Source organism: Nocardioides sp., assembly GCF_035576065.1.
In the GTDB taxonomy this organism is placed as follows: Bacteria; Actinomycetota; Actinomycetes; order Propionibacteriales; family Nocardioidaceae; genus Nocardioides.
The window spans coordinates 114,272-129,488 of the sequence record NZ_DATLWX010000015.1 but is presented as its reverse complement, the minus strand read 5'-3'; the positions used below and the strand labels follow the sequence as shown (position 1 = coordinate 129,488).

Genomic DNA, 15,217 nt, shown 5'->3' with positions numbered 1-15,217 from the left:
GGCAGGTGCTGCGGCAACGTCTCGGTCGCTTCTCGGTTGATCAGCGACGAGTCTTGGGGTCCAGGGCGTCGCGAATGGCGTCGCCGAGGAGGTTGAGGGAGAGGACGAGCAGGACGACGCCGATGAGCGGCTCCCACAGGTAGAGGGGGTACTGCTCGAAGTACTTGACGGCCTTGGAGATCGTCTGGCCCCACGAGGCGCCACTGGTGACGCCGATGCCGAGGAAGGCGAGGCCGGCCTCGGCCGCCACGAACGCCGGCAGCATCAGCGAGACGCTGATGATGATCGGGGCGGCGAGGTTGGGCATGAGCTCCTTGAGGAGGACCCGCGAGGTGGGCATGCCGAGGACCCGGGCCGCCTGGACGAACTCGCGCTCGCGCAGTGAGAGGACCTCGCCGCGGATGAGGCGCGCCGTCCCCATCCAGCCGAAGACCGCCAGCACGCCGATCAACGAGAACTTCTGGATCGTGACGTAGCTGTCGGCGGTGTTGAACCGTTCGTTGAGGATCGGGGCGAGGGTCAGCGCCGCCAGCAGGAAGGGCACCGTCAGGAACAGGTCGATGAAGAACGAGAGCACCTTGTCGACGATGCCGCCGAGGAAGCCCGCCAGCAGCCCGATCGTGACGCCCAGCACCGAGGCGAAGAGCGTGGCCAGGGCTGCGATCGTCAGCGAGGTGCGACATCCCTCGACCCAGTAGGCGAGGTTGTCGTCCGCGGTCTGCGGTGCGATGCCGAAGGGGTGGTCGGGGTCGAAGCCGTTGTTCGGCGGGCCTTCGAGGGGCATGCCGCCCCCGAGGATGTCGAGGTACTGGCTGGGGAACACCGTCTCGGTGTCGACCCCGAAAAACTTGTTGATCCACGGCGCGAACACCGCGACGATGATGAAGAAGAGGATGACGATCGCGCAGACGACGGCGATCTTGTCGCGCATCAACCGACCCAGAGCGATCTGCATCGGTGAGCGGCCGGTGATGGCCTTGGCCTTCTTGCTGTTCGGATCGATCGGGGTCTCGTCGGTCAACGATCCCAATGTCTCCGGTGCAGTCGGCTGCGACATGCTCTCCCTATCTGGCCGGGTGCTGGTCAGTGGTGCGATGGTGCGCCGGGGGTGACCCGGTCGGTGCGGTCTGGACCCGGGGGATCCTCAGCGCCGATTCGGGACTCTATGTGACGCGGACCTCACGGACGATCACCGGCGCGTAACGATCCGGACACGACCAACGCCCACCGGGCGCCGCAGATCTGCTGATGGGTCAGCCCTCCGGCGACAAATCCTCCGCCGGCTTCGCGTCAACACCGGCTTCCTTGCGCTGTTCGGGCGAGATCGGCGCCGGCGCCGCCGTGAGCGGGTCGAACCCTCCGCCGGACTTCGGGAACGCGATCACGTCGCGGATCGAGTCGGTGCCGGCCAGCAGGGCAACGATGCGGTCCCAGCCGAAGGCGATGCCGCCGTGCGGAGGCGCGCCGTACTTGAACGCGTCGAGCAGGAAGCCGAACTTCTCCTGCGCCTCGGCCTCGGCCAGGCCCATCACGGCGAACACCCGCTTCTGGATGTCCTCGCGGTGGATACGGATGGAACCACCGCCGATCTCGTTGCCGTTGCACACGATGTCGTAGGCCCACGCCAGGGAGCTGCCGGGGTCGGAGTCGAACGAGTCGAGGTCCTTGGGTGAGGTGAATGCGTGGTGCACGGCCGTCCAGGCGCCGCTGCCGACGGCCACGTCGCCCGCCGCGGTGGCGTCACCGGCGGGTTCGAAGAGAGGCGCGTCCACGACCCACAGGAAGCTCCAGGCACTCTCGTCGATCAGACCGCCCCGTCGACCGATCTCGAGGCGTGCGGCGCCCAGCAGCGCACGGCTGCTCTTGACCGGGCCCGCGGCGAAGAAGATGCAGTCTCCTGGCGCGGCTCCCACATGGGCGGCGAGGCCCGCCCTCTCCGTGTCGGTGAGGTTCTTCGCGACCGGCCCGCCGAGCTCGCCGTCCTCGGTGACCAGGACGTACGCCAGCCCCTTCGCCCCGCGCTGCTTGGCCCACTCCTGCCAGGCGTCGAGCTGCTTGCGGGGCTGACCCGCGCCGCCCGGCATCACCACGGCGCCGACGTAGTCGGCCTGGAAGACCCGGAACGTGGTGTCCTTGAAGTAGTCGGTGCACTCGACGAGCTCCTGGCCCATCCGGAGGTCGGGCTTGTCGCTGCCGAAGCGGGTCATCGCTTCGGCGTACGTCATCCGCGGCAGCGGGGTCGGCACCTCGTGCCCGATCAGCTTCCACAGCGCGACCAGGATCTCCTCGGCCAAGGTCAGCACGTCGTCCTGCTCGACGAAGCTCATCTCGATGTCGAGCTGGGTGAACTCCGGCTGGCGGTCTGCGCGGAAGTCCTCGTCGCGGTAGCAGCGGGCGATCTGGAAGTAGCGCTCCATCCCGGCCACCATCAGCAGCTGCTTGAACAGCTGTGGACTCTGCGGCAGGGCGTACCAGCTCCCGGGCTGCAGCCGTGCCGGCACGAGGAAGTCGCGCGCACCCTCGGGCGTGCTGCGGGTCAGCGTGGGCGTCTCGATCTCGACGAAGTCGTGGCGGTCCAGCACGTCGCGGGCGGCCTTGTTGACCTTGCTGCGCAGACGGAGCGCGTTGTTGGGGCCGCTGCGCCGCAGGTCGAGGTAGCGGTGCTTGAGACGGGCCTCCTCCCCCACGTCGCCGCCCTTGGCGGTGCCGGCGTCGTCGATGGGGAAGGGCAGTGGGGCACTCGCGGAGAGCACCTCGACCGAGGTGGCGACGACCTCGATCTCACCGGTGTCGAGGTTGGGGTTCTCGTTGCCGGCCTTGCGGGCCACCACCTCCCCCGTCACCTTGAGGCAGAACTCGGCTCGCAGCTCCCCGGCGACGTCCGCGTCCCGCACGACCACCTGGACCACGCCGCTGGCCTCTCGCAGGTCGAGGAACGCGACGCCACCGTGGTCGCGGCGTCGCGCCACCCATCCGGCGAGGACGACTGTCTGGCCGACGTGCTCGGCGCGCAACGCGCCGGCGTCATGGGTGCGGATCACTGGTTCTCCTTGATGTCGGTCGTGAGTTCGAAGAGGACCTGCGGTCGCAGGTCTGCCTCGGGTGGTGTCCAGGTCGCAGGGTCGGCCGCGAGCTGGTCGCCGGTGCGGATGTCCTTGACCTCGTGGGTGCCGTCGTCCTGGGTGAACCAGACGAACGGGATGCCGCGGCGCTCGGCGGCCTTGATCTGCTTGCCGAACTTCGCCGCGTCGGCAGAGAGCTCGCACGGGATCCCTCGCGCGCGCAGAGCCGCTCCGACGGCCGCACTCGTGGGCCGCCGTTCCTCGTCGGTGACGGCCACCAGGACGGCGCTCGGCACCTTGCGGCTGCCGGAGAGGACACCGTCGGCGATGAGCGGGATGAGCGTGCGGGAGACCCCGAACGAGACCCCGACGCCGGGATAGGTGGTCCGGCCGTCACTGGCCAGAGCGTCGTAGCGCCCGCCGCCGCCGATGGACTTGAGGCGCTCGTAGCCGGCCATGAACACCTCGAGCACGGTGCCGGTGTAGTAGTCGAGGCCGCGTGCGATGCGCAGGTTGGCCTCCACGGTGACGCGCTTGGAGGCAGCGTCGGCGCACCCCTCGATCACGGCCGCAAGCTCGGCCAGGCCGGTCTCGAGGAGCTCGTCCTCGACTCCGAGCGCCCTGACCTGCTCCACGAACGACGTGTCGCCCACCCTGATCGAGGCGAGCCGCAGACATTGCTGCGCCTGTTCGGGCGTCGCGCCGGCCTGCTCGACGAGCTGATCGGCGACGGTGTCGGCGGTGAGCTTGTCGAGCTTGTCGATCACCTTGATCGCGGTGGTGACGTCGGGGATCCCGAGGCCACGGTAGAAGCCCTGGATCAGCTTGCGGTTGTTCACCTGGAACGACAGCGGCGGGAGTGACAGGCCGCCGAGGGCCTCCACCATGACGCGGACGACCTCGACGTCGTGGTGGAAGCCGAGGGTGTCGCGGCCGACGATGTCGATGTCGGCCTGGGTGAACTGGCGGTAGCGGCCCTCCTGCGGGCGCTCACCGCGCCAGGCGGGCTGTATCTGGAAGCGGCGGAACGGGAACTCGAGCTTGCCGGCGTTCTCCAGCACGTAGCGCGCGAAGGGCACTGTGAGGTCGAAGTGCATGCCGAGCTCGGCGCTGGCTGCGGGGTCGGCATTGAGACGCTGGAGGACGTAGATCTCCTTGTCGATCTCGCCGCCCTTCGCCAACCGGTCGATCGGCTCGACGACGCGCGTCTCGATGTTGGCGAAGCCGTGCAGCTCGAAGGTGCGCGAGAGAGCGGCGATGACCTCGCGCTCGACGACGCGCTGCTCGGGGAGGAGCTCGGGGAATCCGGTGAGCGGAGCGATCTTGTTTGCCATCACAGGTCCTGGAGGAAGGGGTTGGTCGCGCGTTCGCGCCCGATGGAGGTCTGCTCGCCGTGGCCCGGAAGCACGACGATGTCGTCGGCGAGCGGCAGCACCTTGCTCGCCAGGCTGCGCATCATCGTGGGGTGGTCGCCCCCGGGGAGGTCGGTGCGACCAATGGAACCGGCGAAGAGCAGGTCGCCGGAGAACATGACCTCGCTGATGTCCGCCCGCGTCGAGGAGGCGCCGTCGGCGTACGGCGCACGAAAGGTGACCGAACCCTCGGTGTGGCCCGGGGTGTGGTCGACGACGAACCGCAGACCCGCGAGCTCGAGCTCCTGGAGGTCGCCGAGCTCCCGGACGTCGTCGGGTTCGGCCCACGTGTAGTCGCCACCGAGAAGCATCTGCGTGGTCTCCCGACTCATCCCGGCCATCGGGTCGGCCAGCAGGTGGCGGTCGCTGGGATGGATCCAGGCCGTCGCGTCGTACGTGCCGGCGACCGGCGCGACGCACCACATGTGGTCGACGTGCCCGTGCGTGACCAGCACCGAGACCGGCTTGAGCCGGTGCTCTCGCACCACCTCGGCGACACCCGCCGCGGCGTCCTTGCCGGGATCGATGACGACGCACTCACTGCCGGGTCCGGTGGCGACGACGTAGCAGTTGGTACCCCAGGGTCCAGCGGGGAAGCCGGCGATGAACACGAGTGAGAAGTCCTTCTGCGATGGCAGGGTCGAGGTCGGTGAGCAGACGCCAAGCGTCCGGGGCGTCACCCTACCGAGAGTGCTCGTGACTACGATGATCGACCATGAGCGCCGACAAGCAGTCCGACTGGGGCCGAGTGGCCGATGACGGAACCGTCTATGTGAACATCCCGGGCGGCGAACGGAGCGTCGGACAATATGCCGAAGGGACACCTGAGGAGGCGCTGAAGTTCTTCACCGACCGATACGACGCCCTCGCCTTCGAGGTGCACCTCCTGGAGCAACGCATCGGCGCCGGCAAGCTCAGCCCCGAAGAGGCGGTGTCGGCCGTCAAGTCGTTGCGCGAACAGGTCGTGGAGGCCAACGCCGTCGGTGACCTCGTCGGCCTCGCCGGCCGGCTGGACGCCCTCGCCCCGCTGATCGCCATCCAGCGCGACGCCAAGCGCGCCGAGAAGGCGCAGCGCACCGCGGAGTCGAAGGCGGAGAAGGAGCGGATCGTCCTCGAGGCCGAGAAGCTCGCCGAGAGCAAGGATTGGCGCAACGGCGCCAACCGGCTGCGCGACCTGCTCGACCAGTGGAAGGCGCTGCCCCGCCTCGACAAGGCCACCGACGACACGCTCTGGCGCCGCTTCAGCGGCGCGCGCACGACCTACACCCGCCACCGCAAGGCACACTTCGCCGAGGAGCACGAGCGCCGCGACGGCGCACGGGTGATCAAGGAGCGGCTGGCGAGCGAGGCCGAAGCCCTGTCGACCTCGACCGAGTGGGGCCCCACCGCCGGCAAGTACCGCGACCTCATGCGGGACTGGAAGGCCGCCGGCCCTGCGCCCCGCGACATCGACGACGAGCTGTGGCAGCGATTCCGGGGCGCCCAGGACTCGTTCTTCGGTGCTCGAGATGCTGCGGACGCAGAGGCCGAGAAGGAGTTCGCCGCCAACGCCGAGGCCAAGGAGGCGATCCTGGTCGAGGCCGAGAAGCTGCTGCCGGTCACCGACCTGGACGCTGCCAAGAAGGCCTTCCGCGACCTCGCCGACAGGTGGGACGCGGCAGGCAAGGTCCCCCGTGACCGGATGAAGGACCTCGAGGGCCGCATGCGCAAGGTCGAGCAGACCATCCGCTCCGTCGAGGACGACAAGTGGAAGCAGTCCGACCCGGAGAAGTCCGCTCGGGCCGACGACATGATCGGCAAGCTCGAGGCCGGCATCGCCGATGAACAGGCCAAGCTGGACAAGGCCAGGTCGGCCGGGGACGACCGGGCCGTCAAGCGCCTCGAGGAGTCGCTGACCAACAAGCAGGCGTTCCTCGACATGGCCCGCAGGGCGGCCGCCGACTTCGGCTGAGGCCGTGCCCACAAGCGTCTGTGGTGTACGCGCAGCACCCGACATCTCCTGAACGCCCGGCGCCCCCGGGCTGTCTGGACTGAGGAGCGAGCAAGCGTGACGAGCGCAGCGAGGCAGCGCCGTCGAGCGACGAGGGAAGACAGTCCGTTCAGGGGCGACGAGCACGCGCGAGCGAAGCGAGCGCCAACTAGCTGGTGACGCGATAGGCGTCGAAGACGCCGGGAACGCTGCGCACGGTGCGCAGCACGCTGTCCAGGTGAGAGGCGTCTCCCATCTCGAAGGTGAAGCGGCTCTTGGCGACGCGGTCGCGCGTCGTGGTGAGGGACGCGCTGAGGATGTTCACGTGGGCGTCCGAGAGCACCATCGTGATGTCGGAGAGCAGTCGGGCACGGTCGAGGGCCTCGACCTGGATGTTCACCAGGAACGTGGACTGCGAGGTCGGCGCCCACTCCACCTCGAGCACCCGCTCGGGCTGGGTCTGCAGGCTCCCCGCATTGGTGCAGTCGCGCCGGTGCACCGAGACTCCCCCACCCTTGGTGACGAAGCCCAGGATCGCGTCGGGCGGGACGGGGGTGCAGCACTTGGCGAGCTTGACCCACACGTCGTCGACACCCTTGACGACGACTCCGGAGTCCGTGCTGCTCGACACCGTGCGTGAGCGGCGGGTGATCGTGACGCCCTCGGAGAGATCCTCCGCGGCCCCGTCGTCACCGCCGTGCAGGTCGATGACCCGGCGTACGACCGCCTGGGCGCTGAGGTTTCCTTCCCCCACGGCGGCGTAGAGCGCGCTGACGTCGGCGTGGTTGAAGTGGGTGGCGGCCTGGGTGAGGGACTCGTGGGTCATCAGCCGCTTGAGGGGCAGGCCCTCCTTGCGCATCAGGCGGGCGATCTGCTCCTTGCCGCGCTCGATCGCCTCCTCGCGCCGCTCCTTGGTGAACCACTGACGGATCTTGGAGCGCGCCCGCGGCGACTTGACGAAGTTGAGCCAGTCGCGCGACGGGGCGGCGCTGGGCGCCTTGGAGGTGAACACCTCGACCACGTCGCCGTTGTCGAGCGTCGACTCGAGCGGCACCAGGCGACCGTTGACCCGCGAACCGATCGTGTGGTGACCGACCTCGGTGTGCACGGCGTAGGCGAAGTCGACCGGAGTTGCTCCGACCGGCAGCGGGATCACGTCGCCGGCGGGGGTGAAGACGTAGACCTGTGCGCGGTTCATCTCGAAGCGCAGCGACTCCAGGAACTCGCCCGGGTCCTCGACCTCCTGCTGCCAGTCGAGCAGCTGCTGGAGCCACGACATGTCGTCCCCGAGCTGGGACGAGCCGGCGCGGGCGTCGGTGTCGACACCGGCCTTGCCGTTCTCCTTGTACTTCCAGTGCGCCGCCACGCCGTACTCCGCGCGGCGGTGCATCGAGAAGGTGCGGATCTGCAGCTCCACCGGCTTGCCCTGCGGACCGATGACCGTGGTGTGCAACGACTGGTACATGTTGAACTTCGGCATCGCGACGTAGTCCTTGAACCGGCCGAGCACCGGGTTCCAGCGCGAGTGGAGGACACCGAGGACGGCGTAGCAGTCGCGGTCCTCCTCGACGAGCACCCGGATGCCGACGAGGTCGTAGATGTCGGAGAACTCACGACCACCCACGATCATCTTCTGGTAGATCGAGTAGTAGTGCTTGGGCCGTCCGGTCACCTTGGCCTTGATCTTGGCCTCGCGCAGGTCCGCCTCGACCCCGGCGATCACCTCGGCCAGGAACTGGTCACGCGACGGCGCCCGATCCGCGACGAGTCGAACGATCTCGTCGTACATCTTCGGGTGCAGCGTGGCGAACGCCAGGTCCTCGAGCTCCCACTTGAGGGTGTTCATGCCGAGCCGGTGCGCCAGCGGTGCATAGATGTCGAGCGTCTCGCGTGACGTGCGCTCCTGGGAGGCGTGGGGCACGTAGCGGAGCGTGCGCATGTTGTGCAGGCGGTCGGCGAGCTTGATGACCAGGACGCGGATGTCGCGCGACATCGCCACGATCATCTTGCGGATCGTCTCCGCCTGGGCGGAGTCGCCGTACTGCACCTTGTCGAGCTTGGTGACACCGTCGACCAGCAGCGCCACCTCGTCGCCGAAGTCGGCGCGCAGCTCGTCGAGGGTGTACGGCGTGTCCTCGACCGTGTCGTGGAGCAGCGCTGCGACCAGCGTCGGCTCGGTCATGCCGATGTCGGCCAGGATCGTGGTCACGGCCAAGGGGTGGGTGATGTAGGGGTCACCGCTCTTGCGCATCTGGCTGCCGTGCATCTTCTCGGCCACTTCGTAGGCGCGCTCCAGCAACGCCAGGTCGGCCTTGGGATGATTGGCACGCACCGAGCGGAACAACGGCTCGAGCACCGGGTTGCCGGTCGGTGCCTTGGCACCGATCCGGGCCAGCCGCGAACGCATGCTCCGAGCCGACACCGGGACCCCCGCGGCGCGCTCCTGCGTCACAGGGGTGCTGGGTTCCTCGGCCATCTGCTCAGTCTAGTGACCGGTGATCTCACACCGTCATGACGGCGTGGATCGGCAGATCACCCAGTGCTGCACGGCCACCGAGGGCGGTGAGCTCCATCAGGACGGCGACCCCGATGCAGGTTCCCTCGCACGCCTCGATCAGCCGCCGGGTCGCCGCGATGGTGCCGCCGGTGGCCAGCACGTCGTCGATCAGCAGGACGCGTTCGCCCGGTGCGACCGCGTCCTGGTGGACCTCCAACGTGGCTTCTCCGTACTCCAACGAGTAGGACACCGCGTGGGTGGCACGCGGGAGCTTGCCCGCCTTGCGCACGGGCACGAAGCCCGCGCCGAGGGCGAGCGCGACGGGTGCCCCGAGGATGAAGCCCCGCGCCTCCATGCCGACCACCTTGTCGATGACGACGGTGCCGTCCGGGCCGCGGCCATGCTCGGCGAGCGCAACGACCACGGAAGCCAGGCCCGAGGGGTCGGCGAGCAGGGGCGTGATGTCCTTGAACATCACCCCCGGCAGCGGGTAGTCGGGGACGTCGAGCACCAGGCGAGTCATGGCCTCCCGGGCGACGTCTCCGGACTCTTGAGGGGTCCACGGGCGGCTTGCCCCGCGTGTGTTCACTTCTTGCCCCGCTTGGACCGGGGTTGTCGCGTGGGCTGCACCCGGCCGGCCGACGGGCTCGGCTTGACCGGACCGTGCGGCTTGGGCACCACCCGGCCCTTGTTGACTGCTTCTGCCTGACGTGGCGGAGCCGTCTTCGGTTTGGTGGCGACTGTGCCGTCCGCGCGGACCTGACGCGGGTCGGGCGGCGGGGTGGCACTGGAATCTGCCCCCCGGACGCTCGAGTAGAGGTCGGCCCCAGCCTCGCGGCGTCTCGCTGCTGCTCGACGCTCGTCATGGTCGAGGTCCTTCTCGCCCGACTTGAGCTGCACGAGGAGCGGGGTGGCGATGAAGATCGACGAGTAGGCGCCGACTGCCATCCCCACGAACAACGCCAGGGCCAGGTCCTTGAGCGAACCTGAGCCGAGCTGTACGACGCCGACGTACAGGATCGCGGCAACTGGGATGAGCGCGACGATCGAGGTGTTGATCGAGCGGACGAGCGTCTGGTTGACCGCGAGGTTCGCCGCTTCGGCGTACGAGAGGCGCGACTTCTTCAGCTGGTGGGTGTTCTCCCTCACCTTGTCAAAGACCACGACGGTGTCGTAGAGCGAGAAGCCGAGGATCGTCAGCACGCCGGTCACGGTGGCGGGCGAGACCTCGAACCCGGAGAGGGCGTAGATGCCGATCGTGATCAGGACGTCGTGAGCCAGGGCGACCAGCGCCGCGACCGACATCTTCCACTCACGGAAGTAGGCCCAGATGAACAGCGTGACCAGAACCAGGAACACGGCCAGTCCGAGCAGGGACCGCTCGGCGACCTCCTTGCCCCAGCTCGGACCGATCTCGGTCTGGGAGATGTCCGCCTCGGTGGCGCCGGTGACCTCGAGGATCGTCGACACCAGTTCAGCGCTCTCATCGTCGTTGACGGGCTGCGTCTGGACAAGGATGGCCTCATCGCCGGACGTGGTGACCTGGGAGTCCGACGCACTGTCGATCCCCGTGCTGGCCACTGCTGAACGCAGCTCGTCGGCCGTCTCCTGCGTGGCCTTCTCCGCCGGTACGGTCACGCGGTATTCAGCCCCGCCGGTGAACTCGATGCCCATGTTGAGGCCGTCGCGCAGCAGTCCGAAGCTGGCCAAGGCCATGATGAGGGCGGAGACGGCGTACCAGACCCATCGGCGTCCGACGAAGTCGATCGAACGTCGGCCGGAGTAGAGATCGTTGCCCAGTCGGGAGAAAGCGCCCATCAGGCCTGCCCTCCAGCAGTCGCGGTGCGGGTGAGACCGAGAGTGTCGGCGCTGAGCCCCGACATCGCGTGACCGCGGTTGAAGAACCGGAAGCGTGCCAACCACGACACCATCGGGTGGGTGAACCAGAAGAACACAGCGAGGTCGATCAGCGTGGACAGGCCCAGTGCGAACGCGAAGCCCTTCACCACTCCGGCCGCGAAGACGAAGAGCACCACTGCCGCGAGCAACGAGACCGCGTCGGCAGCAAGACAGGTGTTGCGCGCCCGGACCCAGCCGGCTTCGACCGCCGTCGGCATGGACTTGCCGTCACGCATCTCGTCGCGGATGCGTTCGAAGAAGACGATGAACGAGTCGGCGGTGATGCCCACGGCCACGATGAGCCCCGCGATGCCGGGCAGCGTCAGCGTGAAGCCCACGGCCTCGCTGAGCAGCACGACGAGCGAGTACGTCAGGGTGGCAGCCACCAGCAGCGAGGCGATGACGACCAGGCCGAGGCCGCGGTAGTAGAGCAGGCAGTAGAGCATCACCAGGAGCAGCCCCGCGAGGCCGGCGGTGATGCCGGCGGAGAGCTGGTTGCCGGCCAGCGACGGTCCGACCAGCTCGACCGGTGGGTCGCTCTCGAACGAGACGGGCAGGGCGCCGTACTTCAGGCTGGTCGCGAGGCTGCGGGCCTCGGCCTCGGTGAACTGCCCGGTGATCTGGGCGTTCCCGTCGTTGATCAACCCGTTCATCGTCGGAGCGGAGATGACCTGTCCGTCGAGAACGACGGCAAATTGCTTCTCGGTGCCCACGAGAGCCTGCGAGATCTCCGAGAACTCCTCGGTCCCCCCACGGTTGAAGTCGAGGTTCACACCCCACTCCACGCTCGACTGGTTGGGCGCGAGGGTGTCTGCTGCGTCGAGGTCGGTGCCCTCGATCATGGCGATGGACAGCAACAGCTTCGTCCCGTTCTGGTCACACGTGACCAGCGGCTTGTCGGGGTCGTCGACGACATCGACCGGCTCGCCCGGCGGGGGGCAGCTGAACTGCTCGAAGGCGGCGACGGATGCTGCGTCGGGGTTGTCCATCCAGGTGAGCGGATCATCGATGCCCGAAGGCTGGTCTGACTCGTCCTCGGGGACCGGTGCCTGCGTCGCCGTGGACTCCGACGGGCTGGGTGCCGGGGTCTCGGACTCCTCGGACTCCTCCTGTCCAGCGGTGGCCGCCCAGGCGTAGGGCGCGCGGTTGTTGCCTGCGGGCGCGCTCTGGGGCTTGTCCCGCGGCTTGTTCCGCTGCTTCTCGGGAGCCGGGCTGGGTGGCGCTGGACTCGACCCTGTCGGGTCCGGCACGGCCGGAGTCGCACCGGGGACGCCGCCGGCGGCAGCGGCCACCACCCGAAAGCGGAGCTGGGCCTGACGCTTGACGGTCTCGACGAGGTCGCGCCGACTCTCGCCGGGGATCTCGACGACGACGTACTTGTTGCCCTGGGTCGTGACCTCGGCCTCCGCGACGCGGGAACCGTTGACGCGGTCCTCGATGATGCCGCGGGCCTCGGCCAGGCTCTCGCTGTCGACCTCGCCCTTCGTGACGAGCGTGATCCGGGTCCCGCCCTGGAGGTCGAGCCCGAGCTTGGGCGTCCAGACGCCGGCCATGGCCATGACCCCATAGGTCAGGGCGGTGAGCAGCAGGAAGACGACGACGGTACGTCCCGGGTTGGGCTTGCGGGGTGCCACGTCAGCCCTGCTCGTCGCCGGGCTCGGGCCTGGACTCGGGCCTGGACTCGGGCCTGGACTCGGACTCGGACTCGGTCGCCGTGTCGGCGGGCTGCTCGAGCGCTCCGATGGCCGCGCGGACGACCTCGATCTCAGCGCCGGGCGCGATCTCCACGATCGCCCGGTCATCGTCCAGGGACCGGATGGTGCCGAAGATCCCTGAGGACAACATCACTCGCTGACCGGGCTGCAGGTCGGCCTGGAGCTGGGCGATGGCCTTCTGCCGGCGCGATGCGGGACGCACCACCATCAACCAGAAGAGCAGCGCGATGGCCACCAGTGGCAGGAAGGAGTAAGGCTGGTCCACGAGAAGTTCCTCAGCTGTGGAATGACGACAGGAGTGTGGTCCTCGCTCAGTGCCGGACGGCACCGGGAGCGACCAACGGTGGAGTGTACGCGGGCGTCGCGACGGCGCCGGGTCAGATGTCCTCGAAGAGCGTGGAGTCGGGTCCGGCCGGCAGAGTGGGTGGACTCAGGCCCAGGTGGTGCCAAGCGGCGGGGGTCGCCACCCTCCCACGCGGGGTGCGGGCCAGGAAGCCCTTGCGGACCAGGAACGGCTCCGCGACCTCCTCGACGGTCTCGCGCTCCTCGCCGACGGCGACCGCGAGGGTGGAGACGCCCACCGGACCGCCACCGAAGCGTCGGCACAGGACGTCGAGCACGGCACGGTCAAGGCGATCGAGACCGGACTCGTCGACCTCGTAGAGCTCGAGCGCGGCGCGCGCCACCTCGATGGTGACGACGCCGTCGGCTCGCACCTGGGCGAAGTCGCGAACTCGTCGCAGGAGCCGGTTGGCGATGCGGGGCGTGCCCCGGGACCGGCCCGCGATCTCGGCCGAACCCTCGTCGGTGAGCTCGACCTCGAGCAGGCGTGCCGAGCGGTGCACGATCAGGTCGAGCTCGTGGGGCTCGTAGAACTCGAGGTGGGCGGTGAAGCCGAAGCGGTCGCGGAGGGGTCCGGGCAGCAAGCCCGCCCGGGTGGTGGCCCCGACCAGCGTGAACGGGGGGATCTCGAGCGGGATCGCGGTGGCCCCGGGCCCCTTGCCGATGATGACGTCGACGCGGAAGTCCTCCATCGCCATGTAGAGCATCTCCTCGGCCGGGCGCGACATCCGGTGGATCTCGTCGACGAAGAGCACGTCGCCCTCGTTGAGGCCGGACAGGATCGCCGCCAGGTCACCGGCATGGGTGATCGCTGGCCCGCTCGTCAGCCGCAGCGGCGCGCTCATCTCGGCGGCGATGATCATCGCCAGCGTCGTCTTACCGAGCCCGGGAGGCCCGGACAACAGCACGTGGTCGGGGGCCCGGCCGCGCCGGCGAGCCGCCTCGAGGACCAGTCCGAGCTGGTCGCGGACCCTGGTCTGGCCGACCACCTCGTCCAGGCTCTTCGGGCGTAGCGCGGCCTCGACCGCCCGCTCGTCCCCGTCGGCCTCCGCGGAGGTGAGCCGCCGGAAGTGCGCGGCCTCTGCCTCGGTCAGCTCGACGTCGTCGGTGTCGCTCTCCCAGTCCATGACGTGCCTCTCAGGCCTTGCTCAGCGTACGCAGGGCAGCGCGCAGCAGGGCAGGCACGTCGGGATCGCGACCGGCGTCAGGACTGACGGCCTCTACAGCCTTGTCGGCCTCCTTGGCGGACCAGCCGAGTCCCACCAGACCCTGGTGCACCTGGTCACGCCACGGGGCAGCGGTTGCCGCGGGCTGCCCGGCGAGGCGGGCGCCCGTCGGTGCACCGATGCGGTCCTTGAGCTCGAGGATGATCCGCTGCGCCCCCTTCTGACCGATCCCGGGGACACGGGTGAGCGTCTTGACGTCCTCGCTGGCCACCGCGGTGCGTACGTCGTCAGGCGAGAGCACCGCGACCATGGCCTGGGCCACCTTGGGCCCGACGCCGGAGGCGGTCTGCACCAGCTCGAAGATCTGCTTCTCGTCGTCGTCGAGGAAGCCGAAGACGGTCAGCGAGTCCTCGCGGACCACCATGCTGCTCGACAAGGTCGCCACGGACCCGACCCTCAGCGTGGCCAACGTGCCGGGTGTGCACATGAGCTCGAGCCCGATCCCGCCCACGTCGAGCACCGCGCTGGTCAGGGTGAGGGCGGCGACATCCCCACGAACGAAGGCGATCACGGCTTCCTCCCTGCCGCAGCCAGTGCTGCGTCGATGCGGGCCTGCGCGCCCCCGCGCCAGATGTGGGTGATGGCGAGAGCGAGAGCATCGGCGGCGTCGGCGGGTTTGGGTGGCGCGTCCAGCCGCAGGATGCGGGTGACCATCGCAGTCACCTGCGCCTTGTCCGCCCGACCACTGCCCGACACAGCGGCCTTGACCTCGCTCGGGGTGTGCAGGGCGATCGGCAGACCGCGTCGCGCGGCCACCACCAGCGCGATGCCGCTCGCCTGGGCGGTGCCCATGATGGTGCTGGAGTCGGAGCGCGCGAAGACCCGCTCCACCGCGACGGCATCCGGCTCGAACTCATCGAGCCAGGCGTCCAGGCCGCGCTCGATCGTCACCAGTCGTTGCGCGATCGGCTCGCTCGCGCTCGTGCGGAGGACGTTGACGTCAATCAGTGTCAGTGGGCGCCCGACGGAGCCCTCGACCACGCCGACGCCACAGCGCGTCAGACCGGGATCGATCCCGAGCACCCGCATGAAGTCGCACCTCTCGTCCGAACGTCTGTTCGGGCCAACGCTAACCCGCGCCCCCACCGCCGCGGG

The 15,217-nt window shown here is 69.0% G+C and carries 13 protein-coding genes; 1 reads left to right on the top strand and 12 read right to left on the bottom strand.

The window, feature by feature from the left end:
- Window positions 1–40: 40 nt before the first annotated feature.
- From VNJ48_RS08255 to VNJ48_RS08240, 4 genes are all read right to left on the bottom strand, one after another.
- A complete protein-coding gene (locus tag VNJ48_RS08255; RefSeq protein ID WP_325600952.1) occupies window positions 41–1,057 on the bottom strand; it encodes an ABC transporter permease in 1,017 nt (338 codons plus the stop codon).
- 196 nt (window positions 1,058–1,253) lie between these two features.
- Window positions 1,254–3,041, bottom strand: a complete 1,788-nt coding sequence (aspS, locus tag VNJ48_RS08250; protein ID WP_325600950.1) for an aspartate--tRNA ligase — start codon at window positions 3,039–3,041, stop codon at window positions 1,254–1,256.
- Window positions 3,038–4,396 (bottom strand): histidine--tRNA ligase, encoded by a 1,359-nt coding sequence (gene hisS / locus VNJ48_RS08245; protein ID WP_325600948.1) that lies wholly within the window; start codon window positions 4,394–4,396, stop codon window positions 3,038–3,040. The genes aspS and hisS overlap by 4 nt, the downstream gene beginning before the upstream one ends.
- Complete coding sequence (locus VNJ48_RS08240) at window positions 4,396–5,085, bottom strand: MBL fold metallo-hydrolase (protein WP_325601345.1); 690 nt, start codon at window positions 5,083–5,085, stop codon at window positions 4,396–4,398. The genes hisS and VNJ48_RS08240 overlap by 1 nt, the downstream gene beginning before the upstream one ends.
- Before the next feature lie 104 nt (window positions 5,086–5,189).
- Here VNJ48_RS08240 and VNJ48_RS08235 point away from each other — a divergent pair, with 104 nt between their 5' ends.
- Window positions 5,190–6,425, top strand: a complete 1,236-nt coding sequence (locus tag VNJ48_RS08235) for a DUF349 domain-containing protein (protein ID WP_325600946.1) — start codon at window positions 5,190–5,192, stop codon at window positions 6,423–6,425.
- A 187-nt stretch (window positions 6,426–6,612) separates the two neighbouring features.
- Here VNJ48_RS08235 and VNJ48_RS08230 read toward each other — a convergent pair whose 3' ends face one another.
- From VNJ48_RS08230 to ruvC, 8 genes are all read right to left on the bottom strand, one after another.
- Window positions 6,613–8,850: a bifunctional (p)ppGpp synthetase/guanosine-3',5'-bis(diphosphate) 3'-pyrophosphohydrolase gene (locus VNJ48_RS08230; protein ID WP_325601343.1), complete on the bottom strand. Its 2,238-nt coding sequence runs from the start codon at window positions 8,848–8,850 to the stop codon at window positions 6,613–6,615.
- Window positions 8,851–8,944: 94 nt separating this feature from the next.
- The gene (locus tag VNJ48_RS08225; RefSeq protein ID WP_325600944.1) at window positions 8,945–9,463 is read right to left on the bottom strand and encodes an adenine phosphoribosyltransferase; all 519 of its coding nucleotides are present in this window, start codon (window positions 9,461–9,463) and stop codon (window positions 8,945–8,947) included.
- Window positions 9,464–9,525: 62 nt separating this feature from the next.
- On the bottom strand, window positions 9,526–10,758 hold the full coding sequence (gene secF, locus VNJ48_RS08220; RefSeq protein WP_325600942.1) for a protein translocase subunit SecF: 1,233 nt from the start codon (window positions 10,756–10,758) through the stop codon (window positions 9,526–9,528).
- Entirely contained in the window at window positions 10,758–12,473 is a 1,716-nt protein-coding gene (gene secD / locus VNJ48_RS08215) for a protein translocase subunit SecD (protein ID WP_325600940.1), read from the bottom strand. Before secD ends, secF begins: the two co-directional genes overlap by 1 nt.
- A gap of 1 nt (window position 12,474) precedes the next feature.
- Window positions 12,475–12,819 carry a preprotein translocase subunit YajC gene (yajC, locus tag VNJ48_RS08210; protein ID WP_325600938.1) on the bottom strand — a complete coding sequence of 115 codons (345 nt, stop codon included), beginning with the start codon at window positions 12,817–12,819 and terminating at the stop codon, window positions 12,475–12,477.
- A 112-nt stretch (window positions 12,820–12,931) separates the two neighbouring features.
- The gene (gene ruvB, locus VNJ48_RS08205) at window positions 12,932–14,023 is read right to left on the bottom strand and encodes a Holliday junction branch migration DNA helicase RuvB (protein ID WP_325600936.1); all 1,092 of its coding nucleotides are present in this window, start codon (window positions 14,021–14,023) and stop codon (window positions 12,932–12,934) included.
- Between the two features lie 10 nt (window positions 14,024–14,033).
- Window positions 14,034–14,633 carry a Holliday junction branch migration protein RuvA gene (gene ruvA, locus VNJ48_RS08200; RefSeq protein WP_325600934.1) on the bottom strand — a complete coding sequence of 200 codons (600 nt, stop codon included), beginning with the start codon at window positions 14,631–14,633 and terminating at the stop codon, window positions 14,034–14,036.
- On the bottom strand, window positions 14,630–15,151 hold the full coding sequence (gene ruvC, locus VNJ48_RS08195) for a crossover junction endodeoxyribonuclease RuvC (protein WP_325600932.1): 522 nt from the start codon (window positions 15,149–15,151) through the stop codon (window positions 14,630–14,632). Before ruvC ends, ruvA begins: the two co-directional genes overlap by 4 nt.
- Window positions 15,152–15,217: the final 66 nt, after the last annotated feature.

What these genes read in the sequence shown, in the direction of transcription:
- VNJ48_RS08225 (WP_325600944.1), bottom strand. Translation starts at nt 9,463, where the DNA reads ATGACTCGCCTGGTGCTCGACGTCCCCGACTACCCGCTGCCGGGGGTG.
- hisS (WP_325600948.1), bottom strand. Translation starts at nt 4,396, where the DNA reads ATGGCAAACAAGATCGCTCCGCTCACCGGATTCCCCGAGCTCCTCCCC.
- VNJ48_RS08235 (WP_325600946.1), top strand. Translation starts at nt 5,190, where the DNA reads ATGAGCGCCGACAAGCAGTCCGACTGGGGCCGAGTGGCCGATGACGGA.
- VNJ48_RS08255 (WP_325600952.1), bottom strand. Translation starts at nt 1,057, where the DNA reads ATGTCGCAGCCGACTGCACCGGAGACATTGGGATCGTTGACCGACGAG.
- secF (WP_325600942.1), bottom strand. Translation starts at nt 10,758, where the DNA reads ATGGGCGCTTTCTCCCGACTGGGCAACGATCTCTACTCCGGCCGACGT.
- ruvC (WP_325600932.1), bottom strand. Translation starts at nt 15,151, where the DNA reads ATGCGGGTGCTCGGGATCGATCCCGGTCTGACGCGCTGTGGCGTCGGC.
- VNJ48_RS08230 (WP_325601343.1), bottom strand. Translation starts at nt 8,850, where the DNA reads ATGCGTTCGCGGCTGGCCCGGATCGGTGCCAAGGCACCGACCGGCAAC.
- ruvB (WP_325600936.1), bottom strand. Translation starts at nt 14,023, where the DNA reads ATGGACTGGGAGAGCGACACCGACGACGTCGAGCTGACCGAGGCAGAG.